Source organism: Ancylobacter sp. TW_SC_1 (genome assembly GCF_056836805.1).
Genome location: NZ_CM166365.1, coordinates 1,609,152 through 1,630,311 on the forward strand (window position 1 = coordinate 1,609,152; position 21,160 = coordinate 1,630,311).

The 21,160-nt window shown below is 60.4% G+C and carries 12 protein-coding genes and 1 pseudogene; 5 read left to right on the forward strand and 8 right to left on the reverse strand.

The genetic code is table 11. The features are described from left to right. Positions 1-313: 313 nt before the first annotated feature. The 6 genes from AC1PZ7_RS07375 to AC1PZ7_RS07400 form a co-directional block, all read right to left on the reverse strand. The gene (locus tag AC1PZ7_RS07375) at positions 314-1,840 is read right to left on the reverse strand and encodes a tetratricopeptide repeat protein (protein WP_482358833.1); all 1,527 of its coding nucleotides are present in this window, start codon (positions 1,838-1,840) and stop codon (positions 314-316) included. A gap of 218 nt (positions 1,841-2,058) precedes the next feature. Then, the gene (locus AC1PZ7_RS07380) at positions 2,059-3,642 is read right to left on the reverse strand and encodes an SEL1-like repeat protein (protein WP_482358834.1); all 1,584 of its coding nucleotides are present in this window, start codon (positions 3,640-3,642) and stop codon (positions 2,059-2,061) included. A gap of 4 nt (positions 3,643-3,646) precedes the next feature. Next, a complete protein-coding gene (locus AC1PZ7_RS07385) occupies positions 3,647-6,286 on the reverse strand; it encodes a virulence factor SrfC family protein (RefSeq protein WP_482358835.1) in 2,640 nt (879 codons plus the stop codon). Positions 6,287-6,293: 7 nt separating this feature from the next. Next, on the reverse strand, positions 6,294-9,389 hold the full coding sequence (locus AC1PZ7_RS07390) for a virulence factor SrfB (RefSeq protein ID WP_482358836.1): 3,096 nt from the start codon (positions 9,387-9,389) through the stop codon (positions 6,294-6,296). 67 nt (positions 9,390-9,456) lie between these two features. Beyond that, on the reverse strand, positions 9,457-10,812 hold the full coding sequence (locus AC1PZ7_RS07395) for a hypothetical protein (RefSeq protein WP_482358837.1): 1,356 nt from the start codon (positions 10,810-10,812) through the stop codon (positions 9,457-9,459). 9 nt (positions 10,813-10,821) lie between these two features. Further along, on the reverse strand, positions 10,822-12,534 hold the full coding sequence (locus AC1PZ7_RS07400) for a trypsin-like peptidase domain-containing protein (protein WP_482358838.1): 1,713 nt from the start codon (positions 12,532-12,534) through the stop codon (positions 10,822-10,824). A 266-nt stretch (positions 12,535-12,800) separates the two neighbouring features. Here AC1PZ7_RS07400 and AC1PZ7_RS07405 point away from each other — a divergent pair, with 266 nt between their 5' ends. The 3 genes from AC1PZ7_RS07405 (at position 12,801) to AC1PZ7_RS07415 (ending at position 16,181) form a co-directional block, all read left to right on the forward strand. Beyond that, entirely contained in the window at positions 12,801-13,559 is a 759-nt protein-coding gene (locus tag AC1PZ7_RS07405) for a hypothetical protein (RefSeq protein ID WP_482358839.1), read from the forward strand. A 20-nt stretch (positions 13,560-13,579) separates the two neighbouring features. Then, entirely contained in the window at positions 13,580-14,731 is a 1,152-nt protein-coding gene (locus AC1PZ7_RS07410; protein WP_482358840.1) for a hypothetical protein, read from the forward strand. A gap of 250 nt (positions 14,732-14,981) precedes the next feature. Continuing rightward, positions 14,982-16,181: an IS256 family transposase gene (locus AC1PZ7_RS07415; protein WP_482358841.1), complete on the forward strand. Its 1,200-nt coding sequence runs from the start codon at positions 14,982-14,984 to the stop codon at positions 16,179-16,181. A 444-nt stretch (positions 16,182-16,625) separates the two neighbouring features. Here the strand turns inward: AC1PZ7_RS07415 and AC1PZ7_RS07420 are convergent, their stop codons facing one another. Next, on the reverse strand, positions 16,626-17,036 hold the full coding sequence (locus tag AC1PZ7_RS07420) for a hypothetical protein (RefSeq protein ID WP_482358842.1): 411 nt from the start codon (positions 17,034-17,036) through the stop codon (positions 16,626-16,628). A 1,060-nt stretch (positions 17,037-18,096) separates the two neighbouring features. Then, a complete protein-coding gene (locus tag AC1PZ7_RS07425; RefSeq protein WP_482359593.1) occupies positions 18,097-18,330 on the reverse strand; it encodes a thermonuclease family protein in 234 nt (77 codons plus the stop codon). A 1,296-nt stretch (positions 18,331-19,626) separates the two neighbouring features. Here AC1PZ7_RS07425 and AC1PZ7_RS07430 point away from each other — a divergent pair. Then, positions 19,627-20,646, forward strand: coding sequence for a trypsin-like serine protease (locus tag AC1PZ7_RS07430; protein ID WP_482358843.1), 1,020 nt, complete (start codon positions 19,627-19,629; stop codon positions 20,644-20,646). Positions 20,647-20,740: 94 nt separating this feature from the next. Next, a pseudogene (locus AC1PZ7_RS07435) lies at positions 20,741-20,899 on the forward strand (transposase); the annotation flags it as partial. Positions 20,900-21,160: the final 261 nt, after the last annotated feature.

Below are 21,160 nucleotides of genomic sequence, written 5' to 3' on the forward strand. Positions count from 1 at the left end.
TGATAGAGCGACGTTCGCTTCCATCCGCCTTTGAAGATCACTTTGGGCACGGAGTTTCAGGCTATTGTCCGTCGAAGCGTCGTGGCCGACTTTTTTACCAAGCGGCGCAGGCGTACAATGGTGGCACTTAGATTTATGTGATCCAACAGAGCCGGCCCCTCCGTTATGCTGGACCGCAAGCAATCCGAGCACTGCAGCGCCAGCAATTGACAGTCGTTCGGCTAACAAACACTATGCTGAAAAACGGTTATTATTAACATCTTATACTTCATTACCTATGACGCCACTTTTGCATTCGCGTTTGGCGTGGCGCTCACTGTTGAGTTGACCTTTCGCAAGTGACAATTTCGCGGCCCCGCAGCCCACGGGACACGAACGCCCATTCGAGCGCCCCGCGCACGCGCTTCCGGAATACCTCGCTGGCGCAGGCCAAGCCGAACAGGCGCAATCCCTCAGCGGTATCTCGCCGCGCCCCGGGCAGATCGGCGAAGTAGAAGTAGGCACCAAGGCTGATGGCCGCTGGCGCATAGCCGCCGTCTATCGCGCCCCGCAGATACTGCTCGCCAAGCGGCAGATTCCGCGCGATCCCCGAGTTGCCGTCCACCAGGAGGGCGCCTACTGTGCCCATCGCGACCGGGTAGCCCACCTCCGCCGCCCTCACGAAAAGGGTCATTGCCCCTGGATAGTCGACCAGCGAGAAAGAGAATCCGCCAGCGCGGTCATTGTACCAGCCGCTCTTGAGCAGCCCAAGATAGTTCAGCGCCATCGCCGATCCATTAGCGGCGGCGAAGGTCCATCGCTCATTGGCCAGCGCCATAGCAGCGACGGCGCCAGCTGTGTCGCCTGCGCGCGCCAATGTGACCGCACGCAGGCTGAAGGCGTCGCCCGTCTGAGCGGCGAGGCGCCTCTTGAGCTGACCGGATTGTGCGAGGTTATAGGCTGCTTCGCAGGCTTCGACGGCGACGTCGATCTCCTGCTCGGTCAACGATGCATCCGGGTTCAGATAGCCGGCGGCGGGCGGGCGGTCGGGGTCGAGTAGGCCGGCGGTGCGGGTGTTGCAGGCCTCCTCTGGATCGGGAGGTGGCGCCGCAGCGGGCTTGGAGCGCAAGACGACAGGGCTCAACTCATCGATCACATTATGCCGGTCGTCGGTGAGTAGCAGCGTCACCTTGGGCGGTATCGAACCCTCAGGCGGCGGCGATGGAATGAGCTCGAAGCGGAATAGCGAGGGTTCTCCCTGGTCCAATCGCAGATCGAACCATTTATCACCCATCATTTCAGCCACGATGGGCAGGCGTACCTCGATCAACCAGCCCTCGAATGGCCGGACCCAGTCGGGCCGCCGCACGGTGATCGTCGCCGATGAGGGCTCGAACCTCTCTCGGCCAATCTCATGAAACTCAATAGGACCGCTGACGGAAACCACATAGCGATAGAGGCCGAAATAGGCGAGTGCGGCCCATGTAACGACCGCGATTAGTGGGAGCAGGGCGAAGAGGCGTCGGTATGATCGGCCCGCTGGCGGATATTCCACCGGAGGCGGCGAGGGCGGTTTCGCCCGGGTCACCCCACCAGATCCGGGAGCCGGCAATGGCAACGCAGGTGCGTTCTTGTCGGACAGCATCTCGCGCTTGGCGCCGGGGCCGAGGTCGGCTTGCATCGAAACTTGGACCACCGGTGGGAGGTTCGTCCTGCCACCGGTAAGCACTGCTGCCACCGGCACGGTCAGGCGCCCGGCCACCAGATGGAGTGCCGAACGAGACAGTTGCGGCCAAATTACCGTGCCCAGGCTTCCATGCCCTTCGAGCAGGATTTCCACGGTCATGAACTCGTCGATCAAGTCGACTATCGCGGGACCGATCCGCACACTCTGCCCCGACTGTACAGCCTCGACCTCGTGGAAGGTCAGCGAGGACTGCCAGCTCCGCAACCCAAGATCGCGACCTTCGCCCTCATGGCGGCGGAAGGCAAGCCGCGCGGTGCTCCCCGTAACCGGAGGGCCAAGGACCATGAGCGCGTAACCCGGGCCAGACGCTCTATCTTCAGTGATCCGAACGCTCATTGCCCGTCAGCCTGGGCCGGGCTTACCCGGTCACACTCGGGCATTTGCCTTCGGAGATCCGGATCGAAGCTCAGTGTTCGCCTGATGTCTGGCGCCAGATTGTACTTCTGCGCATCCAACCCACACGCCCGGTTCATGAGCGAGATACCCTCAGGCTCATTCCTGGGCACCTCGTCAATATCACCACTGTACTGTATATTTCCATATAGAAGCATTGTCGGCGGATATGACATTTCGACCGCCGATTTTAAATATTCGTGAGACTTTTTTACATCGACCTCAACTCCATTGGAGCCCATGTAATACATAACCGTGGCCTCCAACATGGCGGCCGGGTACGAGGCATTTGCAGACGAAACCATGTAATTCGACGACAATGCTGGATCTGGCGCACTGAAATGAAAGCCTCCTGCCAGATCATTGTAGGCACCATCAAAATATTTACCGAGTCTAAACGCTGCGGCGGCGGAGCCCGCCTCCGACGCCGTCTTCCACAGCGCCACAGCCTCATCCATGTCGCGTACCGCCTCGGCTGCGTAGGCGCGACGCCCGAACAGGATCGCACGTCCCGCCAAAGCGACGCCGACTTGGTAGGCATAGCGGCGCCGCTGAACCAATGATTGTGCCGATTCGTACTGGGCACGGCATTCCAGCAGTGTCACCGTGGCAAGTTGAACGGTTTCGAGGGGAAAGCGATCGGGGGCGACATGCGCGACAGTAGTCGGTCGGTCTGGATCGAACTGATCCGCCGTCAGCGCATCGCAACCGCCGGACGAACCGACGCTCTCGACTGTCGCCTGCGGGCTCGTCGGTCCGGCGGGCGGGCTGTCGTTCTGAACTACCTGCCGACTCGCGCGCCCAACAAACAGAATTCCGCTTATAATGCCGAAGGTCAACGCAACGAGCATCGCAAGAACAAGATAGTCTCGGCGGAACGCCCTTGCCCGACGCGATGTTCCTGGGCCACCCGCCCTTATCGGCGAGATGTCGGCAGCCTCCTGCTCGTCGTCAGTTTTCTGGATAGCCGGAAGACCCGGATCGCATAGAGGCAGCGGCGAGGTTGTCTCCTGCAAGTCTGAGGAGGAGCCGGAGATCTGCGCGGCCAATTCGGATACGGCGCGGACACGGGCGGCAGCAAACTCCCCACCGTCACTTACAGATGCAGAAGTTGGTGAGGCCTGCGCGTCCCCGGAGGACCCGATGGGAGAGGTGATGGTGGCCCGCCCTGGGAGTCGCGAGCCGTCTGTTGCGAGGCCGCGACGACAGACGCCTTCCGAGGACCGGCGCAGGGCTGGCCAAACAAGAGGCGCCAGCCGCCCTACACCCTCGATGGTGATCTCGACGGCCACAAGCTCGTCGATATGGTTAACGACAGGCGGGCCCAACTCGATGCGTGCATCGCAGATGGCAGCCGGCAGCCAGAACGCACCCGACTGCCAACCATCGGGGCCAAGATCGCGCGGTTCTGCATCAAGCCGCCGCAGGCGGAGTCGCACCTCATCGCCTGGCAGCGGCATACCGGCGTCGAGAAGGGCATGGCCGGGGCCCTTGATGGGATCCTGGATCACACGGGGCGCCATGGCATCAACTCTCAGGCGGGGCGAACGTGTCGAGCAGCCCCTTGAGGCGGGTGTTTTGCTCAAGGTCGATCCGGATTCCCATCACGCTCTTCGCGTTGTCCTCCATGATCCTGTAAAAACCGTGCAGCCAGTCCACGGCATAGGTTTCTGTGAATTTGCGGGGCGAGGTAGGGAAGGCGGATGCGTCGAAGCTTGGCACCCGGGTGGCGAAGGCACGTCGCTCGCCCTCCTCTGTGATGACGACCGGCCGCTCGATCTCCGGCTGTTGCGAGAAACCAAAATCGCCGACCAGATCATTGATGTGAAGCGAGGCGATCAGGGCAGCCTTTGCGGTCGACTGTTCGATCTTCTCATAGGCAAGCAGGTTGCGCAGATCCCCGGCAATCTTGCTGTGCAGGTGGCAGCGCCTAGTAAGCGTCAAAATCTCGTCAACCAACGTCTTCATCGCTTCTGCATTAAGACCTGTGCGCTGAAGCAACGCATCATTGTCAGGGAGACGACGCAGTTGGTCCATCCAGCGGGTGACTGCGGCATCGGCGAGCCGATGTTCCCGGTCGTTCTCGATCCGCGGCTCCTGCGTCAGCGCCTCGGTACGCGGCGGCGTACCGGGGCGCGTCAGGCGGTTAAGCGCGCGCGATGCGGTGCCAACCGCTTCGGCATCTCGGGATTCACGGCGCGCATCGGGCGCCCGGACGGCCGCCTGATGCGCGCCGTGGAGGTAGTCCGTCAGCTCGATCGGATCGATATGCAGGCTGCACAGTACCGTGCCGAACCTATTAAGGATCATTGCCTCGTCCAGGCAGTCGAACAGCCGGTCCGTCGCCTTGCACCGCTCTATCAGCACCGCGCCGATATCTGTGTTCTGGTAGAACCGCTTCAGCAGCCCGTAAAGTTCCGCCGCCACCTCGTCGAGGCGGGCGGCGATCTGGGACGATTTGAGATCGGGGCCGCAGACTTTTTCGAGATTCTCGGCGATGTAGCTGATGCCACCATCGTTCAGCCGTAGCGCCTCGTCGAATGCCCGCGCCGGTTCGGCAAAATGCGCGGTTGCCTCTGGCAGTCCCACGAAGCCCTCGCGCAGCGCCCGGATTCGGTCCCGCTTCTCTTCCAGTATCGCGATCTCGCGCCGATCCTGATAGCAGATGATGGATTCGGCCGGGTAGTTTGGGTTGCGGAACCAGAACGTGTTGCGGAACGTCGCCTCGGGCGTCCAACGGTGCGGCCAGTTGTGCGCCTTTCCAAAGAAGCTCAGCAGCGAGGCTTCAATCCGGTTGCGAAACCGCAGGCCCGGTTCGTGGCCGGCATCGCCAGCCTTGTCGACAAAGTGAGAATCAAACCAGGTTAGCACGAGAAAGAGCAGCGTCGGCATCCCGCGCCGCATCTCTGGTGACCGCCCGTGGCTCTTCGCAATCCAATCGTTGACAAGGTCCGGAAGCGTCGCCACCTCCATTGGGCCGGGCCGTATGCAGAGCAGCATGGCCGTCAGCTCCTGCTCCGCGACGTAGCGGTCGAACAAGTAAGCGATCTTGCCGCGCAGGAACAATTCCTTCAGTGCATCCGGCCGTTCCTGGAAGAAGGGTTCGAGATGAACCTTCTGCCGGGAGCGCGCGCCCGGAAAATCAAGCAGGTCAGTGGTATCAAAGAAGGTCCGTGGCTGCTCGCTCATCTGGATGTGCAGCTCGGCCGTAAGCGCCGCGACGCGCGGTCGCGGCAAGGTGAGCGAGACGCCGGATGCGGTCCTAACAGTGAGAGTGTCGCCGCTCGCCTGCGAGAGCCCAGCCAGGGTCGCTACGTCGAGTATCGACCCTTCGCGGGGGATCAGGGCGGTGATAGGGACAAAGGCCTCATCCGGCCGCCCGAGCGCGACAATCGAGTCCGCCAGCGCGCGATAAATCTCGGTAAATGGTTGGTGCCGGCCCCAAAGATGACTGAACAGTTCGGCGCGCCCGGCGGTGTCGAGCCGGGGCACGAGCCTCTGAGCTTCCGGCCAGAAGGTGTTCAGGGCCTCGAGCAGCCGCGCTCCTGCGAACTGCTTCTGGCAGTACTCCTCCAGATCGAGCACATCGTCTTCGCCAAGACCGTTCGGCGTCGGGGGCGTGCGAGCGAGGTTGGTGAAGGATTCCAAGAGTTTTTCGACGGCCGGCGCCAGCTCCTTGGTCTGGTCGCCATCGAAGAAGTAGGTATTGACCAGGATCTTCACAACGTCCATCTCAGCCAGCAGTCGCAGGCGCACCGGATGCCCCGACGGCGCGGCCGATGCCTGCGGCCGGACCGTAAAACGCGTGACCAGACCGGTCGATTCCTTCTCGCCTATCGGGTTGATCTCGGAAAGGAAATCCACCGCGCCGACCCCGTCGAATCGGGCCTTGAGCGCTCCGCCTGCCGGGCGGGCGAGCACCTCGACCAAATAGGACTTGCCAGCCTGGCTGGGGCCGAACACGCCCACGCACGGTGGACGTAAGGCCGCGTGGGCGAGCTTGTCGAGACGCAGCGCGTTCCGTCGCAGTGCACGGGTCAGGCTGTCGCGTTCGCGCCCAACGGAATCCGCATTGCTCTCCGAGGCCGCCCAAAGCTCACCATCGCGCGCGGCGCGGCTTACGTCGCGACACCGATTGACCAGCCCGTCGGGTGCATATGTCATCATAAGCATCTCAGCCAATGGATAAAATACCTGTGTCCAACCAGTATCCCTGGTCGCCCTCGAGCGTATTCAAAACAAGTTCCATCTTGCGTGTTACATCTATTCCCTTCGCGTCGAAGGCTGTAGAAACGTAGAATTCCTCCTTCATTGATTCATTGCGTAGCAAAGATTCTGGCGCTTCATCATCGAAAGCGGTGTCGTCGCTGCGCTCGATGACAACCTCGAGCGGGCGGGCCAACTGAGCCACATCGAGACCGGCTTTCAGGCGCAAGCGGTAGAGAGGGCTAGCGATCCATCGCTCAAGTGGCAGTTGGCGGTAACCGAGCCGCATGGGTGCATAATAGAGAATGCTTGCCCGCTGTTCGGCGCCCTTATGGATCTTCTGATCGAGATCGAGATTCCGGAACAGAAGCTTGGAATTAAGCAACCGACCATCGCTCTCCATCTCACCGATATACTTGGCCGTAGAGCGCAGGCCGAGCCGGTTGGTGAAGAAAGTGAAATTCGTCACCTGGCTCTCTGCCAAGGCGCAGAGCATCCCGCCGACCGCCGTGGTCGTCTTGGGATCGCCAATTCGGCGATTGTCGCGGCTACGGAAGGGGAACCAGTTCCCCGCTTGGTAGAGATGCAACGGAATGACCCGTTCGGGTCGGATCGCCAGTTTGTTGATGACGAGATCTACGACCTCGGGAAGACGCGTGGGTCGTCCCGAGAGAATCAGCACATCGCAGTCGAACTCGTTAACCGCTTCGCACATGTTGTCGACCACATGGTCGAGAACCGATTGCACGACATAGGCGATCACGCCCGCATCGTATTCGAAGACACAGTCAGCGAGGGCGAACCGGCTCGCCCCCTGCGCATGCGCGGGGGCGTCGAGAAACTCGATAATGCGGCGGGAGGGCAGCGTGTGCGCATGATTCAGCTTGCCCGCTGCGCCGAAAAAATCTGCGAAGGGTATCGGCTCGGGAGGGCCTACATTCTCCTGCCCACGCTCTGAAACTCCCAGCATTTGCAGTGAGATCGGCTCCAGCACGCGCAACACGAACTGGCGGCGCAGGTGTTTCTCCTGCTCGGCCATGTTCGCCCGGTCGCCGCCGAAGCGTTCGAGCAGGAATCCCCGAGCATCGGGATGCCCGCATTCGCGCAGATGCTCCTCGATCACGGGGAGGATCAGCCGCTCCACTACCCCCTTGAGGATATCGTCGCCGGCAGTGCGGAACCCCTCGCGGAAGTTCTGGGTCGGCTTAATCGCACGTCCTTCGGCATAGTAGGTTGTGATCATGAGGTCGCTGGTGCCGCCGCCAATGTCGATGGAAGCGATGCGAACGGAAGGCTCGGGCACCGCTCCAGGCGCAGGCTTCTTGTCAGTGTCGGCGAAAGGTCGATTCTTTCCGAGCAGCTTCATGAAGGAATCGGTCGAGCCCCCCAGTTTCTGGGTGATCTCGCCGTAGAGGTAAACGAACTGCACACAGCTCGCCTCGTCCCAGTTAACATGCACCTCGGGCAGGACGAGGCCAGGAGGCGGGTCGTCCCACCATCCCATCAGCTTCCAGAGGAGCTTGAGCGCGCCCTCCGCGCGCGAGCGCAGCAGGCGCTGTTCCTGGACCGATATGGCGGGAGGGAGGGTGGTGATGATGCGGCGCAAGCGGCGTGGTGCGTCCTTAGTCCGCCGCCTTTCGCGGACCGCGGGGTTATTGATCATGCTCAGGGCGTGGCAGATGACTTCCGCCACCATGAAGGTGAAGAGCGATGAGCGGGAGAAGGACAGGCGGGTAGCGCCAAGCCGGTCATCGGGGCTGATGGGAAAGCCGTAGCGGCGCCCGTCGAGTTCCAGCTGCTCGATGACGTCGCCCTTTAGATTTACAAACTGGCGCAGGGCCCGGTCGATGAGCGGGCTGGTCCCGTCGGCCGCGTAGTCCTGCTGCGGAAAGCGCCACTCCTGATTGACGGCCCGGGTGTCGCACAGATAGCGCTTCGGGCTGGAAAGACCTGTACTCGCCTCATTGCCCTGAGCACCCTGCCGGAAGCGCGCCGCCTCGGGGCCAACCCGAACGGGGCTCGGCCAGAAGAAGGCCCGCGAGCGTGAGGAACGGACCGAGAGGTGGCGTCGCCCGAACCGGGCTTCCGAAAACTCGATATGGCTCTCGAACGGCTCAGTATAGCTCCTTTCGGGAAGCGACAGGTCCCGCAGCGCCAGGATCAGCGAGTTATTGAGATCGACTGCGTCCTCATTGGGATGGGATTCGATGAGGATCCCGCAGGTCCGACTGTTGCCGATATCGAGAACGAGGTCGACCCAAACCGGTTTGGTGACGGGATTGGCCGACACCGTGTCGACGAGGCGGATGGTGCGAGGCCGGACTGCGCGAGCGAGAAGGTCGAGGAAGGTCAGGTAGCGGGCATAGTGTTCCAGCGCGAATCGAAAGTCGCTTTCGCGCAAGGGACGGTCCGGGTTGGCCGCCTGCTTGAACTCATGGAACATCTCCAGAAGCCAGGCCGGGACCCAGTCCTGCGTTCCTGCAAGTACTGCGCCCATCTCCCCCGGGATGGGCGCGCCGAGGAACCAGGCTATGTCTGCGAAGGCGTGAGCGAACTGGAATTCGTGGTCGTTGGCTGCGTCCTCCACGCTGGGGGCTGTGTATGGGGCGTTTGGGTGCCGCTCCAGCAGCTCAGTGTCGAAGGCGAAGATTACACGATGACTGACATCACTTTCCGCCGCACGCTCCGGCGCCTCTACGACGCGAACCCGCGCCCAGTTGGTCGGCCCGTGGTCGAGCGCCTCGACACCACCGGCACGCGACTTGACCCGCAGGACAGGGACCGGCACCCATTTTTCGAGAAAAATCTCGAGCGCCATCCGTATGTCGATGGCATATTTGCGGTCGCCCAGGCGATCCGAAACGTCGGAGAACGAGGCCGCATTGCCCTCGCTCCAGGCCGTAACCAGATCATATTCGTCCTCGCCCCGTCCGGTCGGGCGCTCGATGAAACTCCGGGGACGGAAGCTGAGAGCATCGATGTTGAACGCATACTCTACGAACTGGATTCCGCTGTGGGGAACCAGACGGATCGTCGGGCCGAAATCGACTGTCTCGACATACATGCCTATCGGCTCCCGGTCGTGCTGAAGCGGTACGCGCGACGCTCTTCATGCCACCGACAATTTACGCTCATTGGCGGCCATCCAACGGCACGTCCAACGCGAAACTATATATTATACCATCAATATTCGTAATATTATTTGATATTTTCTTATATACTTTTCCATCATATCTAATAATAATTATAAATGGTATCGTCTTATTTTCTTCTCTACGGGAATGAAACATAGTTGTATAAATTATGTAAACTCCATTGACTGGCAAACTTCTGAATATGATGTGCTCTACGGGACTCATCGTTTCAATGTTGCCGTCGTTTAAGTCACGACTCACAAGCCGGCCACCGCAAGCAGTAGGGATGCCGTCACTTCCTTTTGGCGAATTGTAATCGAGCCTCGTTCCATCCGGACAGAAAATCGAAAGGTCGAGATCGGCTGGGCCATCCCAGGATAGCGTCACCTCGAGAACTCCGCGCTCCATGTGCTCGACCCGACGTTCGATGTCGGAGGCTGGTGGCTGTGGAGCACAAGCGGCGGCGCAGCTTCCAATCTTCTCCGCAAGTGAGCGCTCGCGCTCGCGGATCGTTGCCTCGACCAAACGCTGCGCGTCCCCGAGAGTCTGAATCTCGGGGCTGGCGGCGGCACCGGGGCAGGTGTCAGGGAACAGCGTCCGGAAGGTTTCTGGCCATAGAGGACCGAGGTCACACGCTAGAAGGAGGCGTGCCGCCAGGGCCAGCCCGATGAACGCCAGAGCAAGCGCAGAAAGGACTGCGGGCAGATGTCGACGCCAGCCCGAGGACGGCGCGGAGGCCGCGGGCGGAGGCGGAGGTGGTGTCGAGGCGCCGTCGTCGGCCGCCTCCGGTTTGTCCGCCGGCGCCGGTGCATCCGCGGACGCAGCAGGCGGCACGGCGGGAGAGACTGCAAGAGGCACCGCCTTGCGAGCAGTTAGCCAACCGGCGGCGTTCGCGGCGGAGACGGTTATGCCGGATGGGATCCGGTAGCCCCAGTCGACAAGGACCGGCTTGCCCTCAAGGCTCCAAATGCGCGAGACGTCCGGCACTGTCAGGGCGTCGCGCAGGAAGCGGGCAAGCTCCTGTGAGGCGAGCCCTTCCTTTTCCATCTGTTCGGCGAGGTTTATGATGTCGCTGTGCAAACTGCGAAGCCTAGCGTCGACCGCAGTCGATTCCTCTTCCGGAAGATCGGAGAGGCGGATGGGGTGGCCGCGTCCCTTGACGTACCAGGCGGTGTCGGCGTCTTCGGTGGCACTGCCGCCGAGGGCCACAGGTTCTGCGAAAAGAAACGCATGTTCCGGCCCGAGCTGGCGCGCCAACAGCGAGGCAAGCTGGTCGTACTGCCCGAAGAGCTTTGGGTTGACCGGCTCCAGCCCTCGGCGCGCCGTTTCGGTGATTTTGATCATCTCCGCCATGGCGTCCTGCTAGTTCTGCTGTTGCGACGGCGGGGTGGGGGAGCTGACGATCTGTCCGGGGTTGGATTCGGCAATGCTGGGATGGCATTCCCCAGTCTCCAGCGAGAGGGGTACGTCGCCCTGTCCTTCCCCAAGAAAGTCGACCAGGCCATCGACACCAAGCGCGTAGCGCGCAACAACTGGCATGTCCCTGGACGAAAGACCGAAAGTATTGACGCCGATCACCCTTCCGCAGAGGTCCAGCAAGGGGCCGCCGCTGTTGCCCGGCGAGATATCGGCTCCGTGCACGACGAGCGTGACGGGCGGGCTCTGCTGGGTCTGAAGGTGATTGATGGCACCTTGGGTGAAGTTCGCCGTCAACTGGCCTGCAGCCAGGACATCGCCTTCCATTAGCTTCTGGAACATCACGTCGGTTCCCATGACTAGCCCGGGGAAACCCACGGCAACTGCGTTTTGCAATCGCTTCGCCGTCGTCGTCACAGCGAAGGGGCGAGCCTTAGCCTGTCTCGCAACCTTGAGGAGCGCGAAATCCTGGTAATTGCCACTGCCCTCCCGGATAACCTCCGCTTCGACGATACCGATCGCCTTGCTCACAACCTTCACTGTCCGCGCGCCGGAAGTGACGTGTTGATTGGTCACGAGAAGTTCGGGCGTGATGAAGAACCCTGTGCCTGTTCCTCCGTCGTCGGACACCACCAGGACAACGCCACTGTCGGCCCGCTCGACGAGATCGGTCGTGCCCGGAGGCGCTTCGGTGGAGGAGGAGGCGGGGTCATGAGACGGGCCTGAAACAGTCACCTGGGCGGCCGAGGCCGGAGGGACGACGCCCCCCATACGCGCCTCCATCAATGCCGGGCAGTCGAGCGCGAGCTGGCGGTCGAGCATCGCGAGGCGCTCGCGCGCACCGTCCAGCGCCCCACGGGCCACGGCCAGCGCGCGTTCATGTTCGGGGCCACCCAAGGCTTGCCACGGAAACGCCAGCAGGCCGGGCAAGAATGTGACGAGCAGCAGGACACCGAGGCACAGAGAGGTGCCGAGCAGGCACCGGAAACGGTCCCCTCGTACAGGCCAGCCGGGGGAGGAAAGGCCACCCGCGCCCCCCGGCCCTGGAGGCGCGCCGCCGCTGCCCCCGCTGACGTGGCGCGCTTTCGAGGTCGGGCTCTCGGCGGATGCCGCGCTGACGCGCCCTTCCCACGCCATGAGGCTGCCGACTGGAGGGCGCAGATCGGGAACGCGGCACCCCAGCACTGCGGCGAAGTGATCTGCCTGAGCCGCGGCATTATCGCCTACCGTTTCAGGGACCATGCCCCAGTCCCTGAGGACCGGCTGGCCGCTGATGCTGACCAGCGAGTGCTGCGATAGAATATTGAGCATGGCGGCGATGCGAGGGTCGCCGCCTTCATCCTCCGTCAGCGCCCGTAGCCCCGCGATCCGCTGTTCGAAAAGGCGAATGACACTTCTAGCCGATGAAGAGTCGAGGTCGTCGACCGGCTTAGCGCTGCCCTCGAACGGGCCGTACCAGTCAATGCGCGATGCGGCCGCACCATTGCCGCGCGAAAGACGTGGCTCGGCGAAGAGCGCGGCGACATCCGGGCCACATCGCTGCTGAATGAGCGCGTAGAGCTCAGGAAATATGTCAACGAGGTTCGTTCCGTATATGGTTATCAGGTGAACGCCGGCGAGATCCTGACTGCCGATAAAATATCCAGGACCATTCTTCACGCTTATCCCCTTACGGATTCCGCGCCGGCATGGGTCCACGTCGCCCGCCGCGCCAAGCGCCCACGCCCATCCTCGACGGCCAACATCTGTGGCTTCGAAGACAGCGCCGATTGTCCGCGATTGATGCTGACGCGCCTCCCCCAATTGGGTGAGGACACACGCGCAGGCGATCGAGAGAATTAACGCGAATTGGGAGACGTGGCGGCAGGTTTCCTCCGGCCCGGTACAGGGCCCGGCGCAACGGAAGATCTCAATGAGCAGAAGCGATGCTGCCGGTCATCGAGAGCGCCACGAGCAGGAAGGCCACAGGTATGACAGAGCTCGCCTCGTCCGGAGTCTCGAAAGCCGAAAGGCGCGCCATGCCGAAGGCGCGCCTTTTCGTGCTGCTCGCCGGGTTCTGCCTGATTGCTGTCTGTCTTATCGTCATCATGCTGGACGTTCAGAAAATGGCTGCGGACATTGCTGCGATCAAAAGCGAGAAAGCGGCGAGATACCAAGCTGCTTATTTCCTGGAAGCCGAACGCTACAACTCGCACAGGATCTTCTGCGAAGGGGAGCTCGCCACATCGGCTTTGTGCAAAGCCGTTACATTCCAGAGCTTCCCCGGACTCGGGAGCCATCCGCCGCTCTGGGTTGCTTTTGACGCAGTGAACACCGCGCTGGTCGGGCCCGAGCGGGGGAACGGCGAACTTCTTCGCGCGTGGGCCGACCTCGTTCTCGCGCTGAATCGCTACGAGGTCCTGTCATCCGTGGCGGATAACGCTGATGACAGGCCCTACTACGCGATCGAGAATTATGCTGCCATCCTCGCCCATGCACGTCTGTGCATGCGGTCCCCCGACCTTGTGCCGTGCCAGCAGGGGTTACCGGCGGACGTTCAGGCAGCGCTTGAGCGAACCCTGCGAGCCGTCACCGTTGTCGACGCCGGCCGGCCTTTAAGCGCCGCAGATGCCAGCCGTCAGCGGGCAACTGAATACCTTGGCGCGCAGGGACTGTTCCGGATCCAGGGCGACGGTTCAACCTAGACGGACACTCGGGCAAAGGTATGAACGACGCAAACATGTCGGGACAGCGCTTCGGGTTCATAGATGCGCTTGTCTGTACCTGCGCGGTACTGCTCGGATCTGTTGAGCTTCATGCCGAGTCTTTTGCCCCGCCCGACGGGCAAAGCTGGCTCACCCTCGCGACAACGCCAGATCTCGATTTAGCGATTGGCATGGCCCGTCTCTTCCGCGGGGATGCGCGTGTGGTCCGTATCCGGAGTGGAGACTTTGCGGTTGCCCTCGAACCACGTCCGGGAGTGGTGCGGGAGATCAATGCGGAGATCGGGTGGCCACCCTTGCCCGCCAGCGCTCAGACCTCGCGTGGCGACTCCTATTTGGAGACGGTATGGCGGCTTGTCGATCCAACGGCCGCATCGGTCCTTGTCGATTCCGATAGGACTGCGAGGCTTGCGACGAAGGCGTTGACGGTGGATGTTCGCCGGTTCTCGCATGACAATGGCTGGACCATCCATCTCGCGGGGCGACCAGCGGAGGGCGAACGTTTTGCCCGCGAGCAGCGTCTCGATAGTGTCTCGCCGCAACCTGTCCGTGTCCGCCTGGTGGAGCTGGACGGCGGGAACCGCTACCCCGAGATCCTGTTCGAGGCCTATACCGGAGGGGCGCATTGCTGCACCTGGACGTGGGCGCTCACGCAAGGTCCCGGCGGTTGGGCGTTCGCAGATCTTGGGGTCTGGGACGGGGAAGGGATTGAATTGGAAGATCTCGATCGCGACGGATCGGCAGAGATCATCCGCCGCGACGACCGCTTCCTATATAGATTTGGCTCTTATGCAGAGTCGTTCCGACCTATCCTCGTCGAGAGGCTGGAAGGCGGTGTGGTCCGAGATGTGACACTGGAAACGGCCACTCGCCCCCGTCTCATACAGGAGACGTGGGCACTTGACTACCTCGCTAGCGTCCAGCCGGAACTATGGCAATCGCACGGGTTCCTCGCCGCCTGGATCGCCACCCGGGTACGGATTGGTCAGGGCGAGCAGGCTTGGCGGCGTGTTCGTCAGCGCGATCCTACGGACACTGGCTGTCCCGTAGGGCAAAAAGCGGTCGATGCAAGCGCCAAGCTGGAGGGCAACACCGACTTCATCAATGACCTTTGTCGCCTTATGTTGGACGCCGGGTATCTTTCAGGGCCGTGATCCTTCGTCAGCGTGCGGAGCGCACGGCGATAGCCGGCGGCGCATGCGCTCGCCACGCGTATGGCGCCGGCGCATTCAATACCCGGTTCAGATCCGCCAGCACAGACCAGCGAAATGCCTCTCGGCATAGTGCCATCCGGCGCTTGGTGGTGCCGTCCCTGGACGTGGTGTAGCTGGGTAGCGCGGTGGTCATCGGCGCTTTCCGGTAGGGTCTGGTTGCGACACCAACTCCTGCTTGGAAGGAACACCGATGACCGACGACATGATGAACCTGCGCGCGCTTGTCGAGAAGACACCTGATGCCGATCTGCTGCGCGAGATGATTGGCTTTGCCGCCGAGAAGCTGATGGAGATGGAGGTCGGCGCGGTCACCGGCGCCGCCTATGGGGAGAAGTCGCCGCTCAGGACGGCCCAGCGCAACGGCTATCGCGACCGAGACTGGGAGACACGGGCCGGTACTGTCGAACTGCGCATTCCCAAGCTCAGGAAGGGCTCCTACTTCCCGGGCTTCCTGGAACCGCGCCGCATGGCCGAGACGGCGCTGACGGCGGTGATCCAAGAGGCCTATGTCCAGGGCATCTCGACGCGCTCGGTCGATGACCTGATCAAGGCGATGGGCATGAGCGGCATCTCGAAGAGCCAGGTCAGCCGCCTCTGCGAGGAGATCGATGGCAAGGTGAAGGCCTTCCTCGAACGGCCGATCGAAGGCGACTGGCCGTATCTCTGGATCGACGCGACCTACCTGAAGGTCCGTCGTGGCGGGCGCATCGTCTCGGTCGCGGTCATCATCGCGGTCGGCGTCAACAGCGACGGCCGCCGCGAGGTGCTGGGCATGGAGATCGGCACGTCCGAGGCCGAGCCGATCTGGACGGAGTTTCTGCGCAAGCTGGCGCGCCGTGGCCTGCGCGGCGTGAAGCTGGTCGTCTCGGATGCCCATGAAGGCCTCAAGGCGGCCGTCACCAAGGTTCTCTCAGCTACCTGGCAACGCTGCCGCGTCCACTTCATGCGGAACGTGCTGGCGCATGCCGGCAAGAGCGGTCGCCGCGTTGTCTCCGCCTTCATCGCAACCGCGTTCGCGCAGGAGACACCGGGAGCCGCCAGCACCCAGTGGCGGGCCGTCGCAGACCAGATCCGACCTAAGGTCCCGAAGCTCGCCACCATCCTCGACGACGCCGAGCCGGACGTGCTCGCCTACATGACCTTCCCGAAGGAGCACCGGGCGAAGCTCCACAGCGCCAATCCGATCGAGCGCCTCAACGGCGAGATCAAGCGGCGCACCGACGTCGTCGGAATCTTCCCGAACGACGACGCCATCGTCCGCCTCGTCGGCGCGCTGCTGCTGGAACAGAACGACGAATGGGCAGTCCAGCGCGCCCGCTACATGACGCTGGAAAGCGTCGGCCAGTTGAGCGATGATCCCCTCATCAGCCTGCCCGCCGTGGCGCGCTGATCAGCCCGGCCTTTGCCGGAGAGAGCGGCGACCAATGCCGCCAGCTACACCACCTCGTGGGACACCTTCCGCGCCGGGTCACATGCAAGGCGTACCAGCTCGCTTTCTACGACCGGGTTCAGAAACGCAAGTATTCAGCAGCATATTCGCCACCGCCTCAGCACCTTCCGGCATAGACATCGTTGATCTGAGCTCGCGTTCGGCGCGCGGCAGAGAGGTAGGCATCGGCAGTGCCCGCGTCATCCGGGACGCACTGTTGAAAAAACCGGCCCGCGTCCTCTTGAATCTGCGCCAGTTTCTTGAGATTGGCGCAGCTCGGGCTCCCCGAAGCGATTGCATCCTCGTGGGACACCTTCCGCGCCGGGTCACATGCAAGGCGTACCAGCTCGCTTTCTACGACCGGGTTCAGAAACGCAAGTATTCAGCGGCATATTCGCCACCGCCTCAGCACCTTCCGGCATAGACATCGTTGATCTGAGCTCGCGTTCGGCGCGCGGCAGAGAGGTAGGCATCGGCAGTGCCCGCGTCATCCGGGACGCACTGTTGAAAAAACCGGCCCGCGTCCTCTTGAATCTGCGCCAGTTTCTTGAGATTGGCGCAGCTCGGGCTCCCCGAAGCGATTGCATCGACCTCCGATTGACGGGAGATTAGAGCCTTCCGGCGCTTTTCACAGGCGGGCGTCAATTCCGGCATCCCCTGCACACGGATCACGAGGCTAGCACCGCCCATGCCAATGTGACGTACTGGAAGCGAGCCCGACGTCCCGATAGGAAAAGCCAAGGCGGCACCACTCAGTAAAACTTCCATAGTCAGCATAAAGCCCGTGGCTTTACAACGCATGCCGGTCCTCAACATGATATACGCTCCGGTTACTGCTCGAACTCTTGCCGACAGCTCCCGTAGGCCGGGTGCGGTTGGCGCAAGCAACGAAGATCATTCTCACCGTTGATTCCGCATGTGCACCCCCCCACTTGGGTGAGGCGATCAATCAGCGCAATTGCCATCTTAGCGCCAGCGACAACTGAAGCCATTCGCTGAGGTCGAAATTGGTGGTGACGATGACCGATGGCTGCTCCCAGAGCAGCCGATGAGGTGAAACAGTAGCCGACCGCGGAACTGAGCAGAGGGCAGATAGCTGGGTCCGTCGGGGATGATAAAGTTCATGCGACCGAGATAGTCGCCCATGCGGTCCTGGCGGCCGGCGCGGGCTTAGCCTCGATCTTGGTGGATGAGAGCGGCGACGTTTAACAATCGAGCATGGACGCGTGAGCGGATGGAGGCGCGGGTAATGGTCATCAAAGAATCAGTCTTTCCGGTTCCGGCTCTGCAGAGCAGCTCCACATTGTGATGTTGGGTATGTAAGTTGCTCCTGGAAAGTTTTCCGGCCTATGTATTGGCAAATTCCAGTTACAGCCTGTCCGCACAATTCGGCCAAAGGCCAAACGAGCGGGAAGCTCGTCGGGGCCGTCGGCGCTCCTTCAACCAGAAGCTCTATCCTATCAACGTGGCAGTGACTTTTTCGGTGGCCGGCCGCGGTGTGCTCCGCATCGGGAGATTAATATTATTCAAAATAACCGTACATTTTGCTCATATTAGGCCCCTGTCTAAAACATAGGCGTATCAATGTCTAGATTATTATGGGCTTTATTTATATTAGGTATTTTCTTTCCAGAATCATGGATGATGTTAACCAGCTATATTGTATATTATATCATATCAAGAGCATTTATACGATATAAGAAAATCTCATCCACATAACGCGGTTTCTTATAGTATATTTTAATCTATCGCATACCTCAATGTCAACGTCGAGTTTACATATCGGCATTTTGTCGCGATCATTGAATTATTTAAATCTCACGAGTGGAGCTTTTACGACAAGGCATTAAACATCTTACCTCGATAGTTGTTGCCTTCACTGAGCCGGCGCTTCGAAAGAGCCCGCCCAAAGCCCGCGCTGAGCGCTCTGCGCATCGCGTTGTTCCACCGAATACCTACCGCCGCTGTAGCGGACATAATCTATTGCCCAACCGGCTCGCACCATTTCGCGGTTTAGGGACACGCCGGCCGCCGTACCGCACTCGGCGACCGGACGCTGATAAGCATCAACATCCTTGGTTCGGCAAACGACGGTGCCGTTCCGACCGATTAAGCGTTCTTCTCATCACCCGATTGGGGCATGCAATTCTGGAGTAGGTTCGGGCGATCATAGGAGGCGAGCCGCAAGGAACCCGCTGTAGTCCGAGTTCGCACCGTCTTATCAAGGGCCCTCACCGTATGATTGGCCGTACCGAGAACACGTTGATCGATCGGATTCACGAAGCTGCGACCGTTCCCACATTATGGGAGCCTGTACTCCAGGAGGTTGCCGAGAACGTCAGGGGTCTGGGTGGCCTACTGTTTGTGCTGTCGAACGCTCAGAACCAATGGGTAGCTTCGCCTGGAGTGAGTGCTCTCTGGGAGGGATTCAGAAAGGGTGGCTGGCTCGATCGCAGCTCCCGGGCCGAGCGCCTTCTAAAGATCAATCACCTAGGCTGGATCCATGACCTCGACATTTTCTGCCTAGAAGCAATTGACAAGGAGCCAGTCTATACTGATTTCTTTCGGAAAATTGGTGCCGGCTGGGGGGGCGGGGACGGCAATAGAACTCACAAATAATGACAGTATATTCTTCACGATTGAATGGCCTTATGATTCAGGTCCATTTCTTCCACACGAGATTCAATATTTGAACGAACTTCGCCCACATTTGGGACGAGCTGTATATGTGGCTAGTCGACTGGCGTTTCATCGAGCCAAGGCGATGACAGAAGCACTCGATGCTGTTGGGACTCCGGCTGCGGTCATAAGCTCAGATGCGCGTTTACTTGCTGTCAATCAGCAAATGCACTTACTCATACCGCACATCTTTACGGAGCGCAGATCCAGATTTGGGTTCGCTGACGCGGAGGCCAATAATCTGTTCGGACGCGCGCTATCGCAGCTAGCAAAGCGCCCCGTATCCCGAAGTCCTGCTTCGATCCCACTGAGAGGCGGCGAGACCACCAAGCATGGGCTAGTGGTCCACTTGTTCCCTATACGACGATCGGCTCAGGATGCGTTCGGCGGCTCCACCTTTATCGTGATTGCGAACACCGTCGGTGCGTCGTCGTCCCCCCGGGCCGGTCTGCTATCTGCGCTGTTTGATCTGACGCCCGCGGAGGCGGAAGTAGCGCGTGCATTCGCGCTGCAGCATGCGGTACCGGCAATCGCGAAAAGTCGGAGAGTATCGCGCGACACGATTCGGTCTCAGATGAAATGCATCTTTGCGAAGGTGGGCGTAAGAAATCAGGGTCAGCTGGCAGCGCTTCTAAAGTCAATACGTTAGTATCGTGGTCAGAAACGTAGCTATTCGTCACGCAAAAAGCCTATCATGTCGTGAATATCAAGGCAATTTGAAATTAATATGAAGAAACTGGACGTTGAAATAATGAATACCTTGCTACATCGACCTGTCGTAACGGCCTGCGTTCGCGCGATTGTTATTAATATGCTTTGTTTTACCACCGCCAAAGCCCAATCCCAAGTTCTCGATCTTGGTCGTTTGGACGCTGTTCTTGCCTCTTCGTATTTGGTACATAACGCACTTTATAAATCGAAGACCATTCAAAGCGATGCCGACCGCGAGCGACCAATGTTTGTTGTCCAAATTGAGATTAAACGAAAAAGTACAACATATCGCTGTACCGGTGCGCTGATCACAGAAGACGTGGTCTTAACCGCCGGACATTGTTTGGTCGGCGCAGATCAAGTAACAGTATTAGCTATTGAACATTTTTCACCGCTGCAACAGCGACGTATTCAAGCAAAAAAATGGGTATATCATAAGAAATACAACGGTGAATACAACGTAACTGCGAATCACCCAACGTTGGACCACCTTATTCCAGCCACCGCAGATAAATTCACGGATCTTGGGTTGATAGCGCTTCCTGTTAAGCTGAAAAAAAACTCACCGATGCGCATTTCTAGTATTAATTTCGATCCTGCAGCAGGCGATTATTATATTTTTGCGTTTGGTTTAGGTCGAAATGACGACTTCAAAGCTAATGGGCAGTTACATTATATTCCAATCGACAGTTCCACGAAATTGGCGAATTCCACGATTTATGTGGGGGACACCCCGCTTGGTACCGGCTGGTGCACGGGAGATTCCGGTGGGCCGGTCAGTGTCATTTTTTCACCGCCCGAAGAGCCCACGAAAACGTACCACTATTTAATCGGCGTCGCTTTTGCCTACATTAATTTGATATACGAGCGAGATACCGAAGAAATGGCCAATATATGGGGCGGCTCCGCGAATGTGCCGCACTGCGGGAACAAGATTTATTATACGCGGATTTCCCGTCATATTCCGTGGATCGAAGCGGAAATGAAGGCCTTCTTCCCTGGAGAAGAACGTGAATTGAGTATTTTTATCGACTAGGGAGGGGCACATGGTGCTCCATATGCTTGGAGCCCGTTTGGAAATTCGAGATCCGGGGAGTCCCGTTGGTCCGTGGGTATGATTCAAGCTCTGGATGTGGACACCAGAGCTGCGGGACCGGATGGCCAGGATCGCCCGGAAAACGAAACGCTATCCGTCGGATCTGACGGATGAAGAATGGGAGCGGATGGCGTCGTTGATGCCGGTTCCCGGACGCCGGGGGCGGCCCCGCGAGGTGGCATTCCGGAAAGTCACCCTGCTTGCCTTCGGCTTCGCCGCGGCGTTCGAGGACCATCTGGGCCATGGTCGCCTTCGCCCTCGCGGGCATGGCCCTCTTCGGCAGCCGGGAGGTGGCCCGAGGACATCCCACCAACGCCGCCTCGCGCGACTGATGCGCGCGCGAGGCGGGGCCGCTCGATTGTGGGTCGAAATGTGGGTGACGCCAGCAGGCTTGCGGTGAAAATCAAGCAGTCACAGGCGATTAGCGGCGGCGGCGGCTGGCGGGCCGCACCCG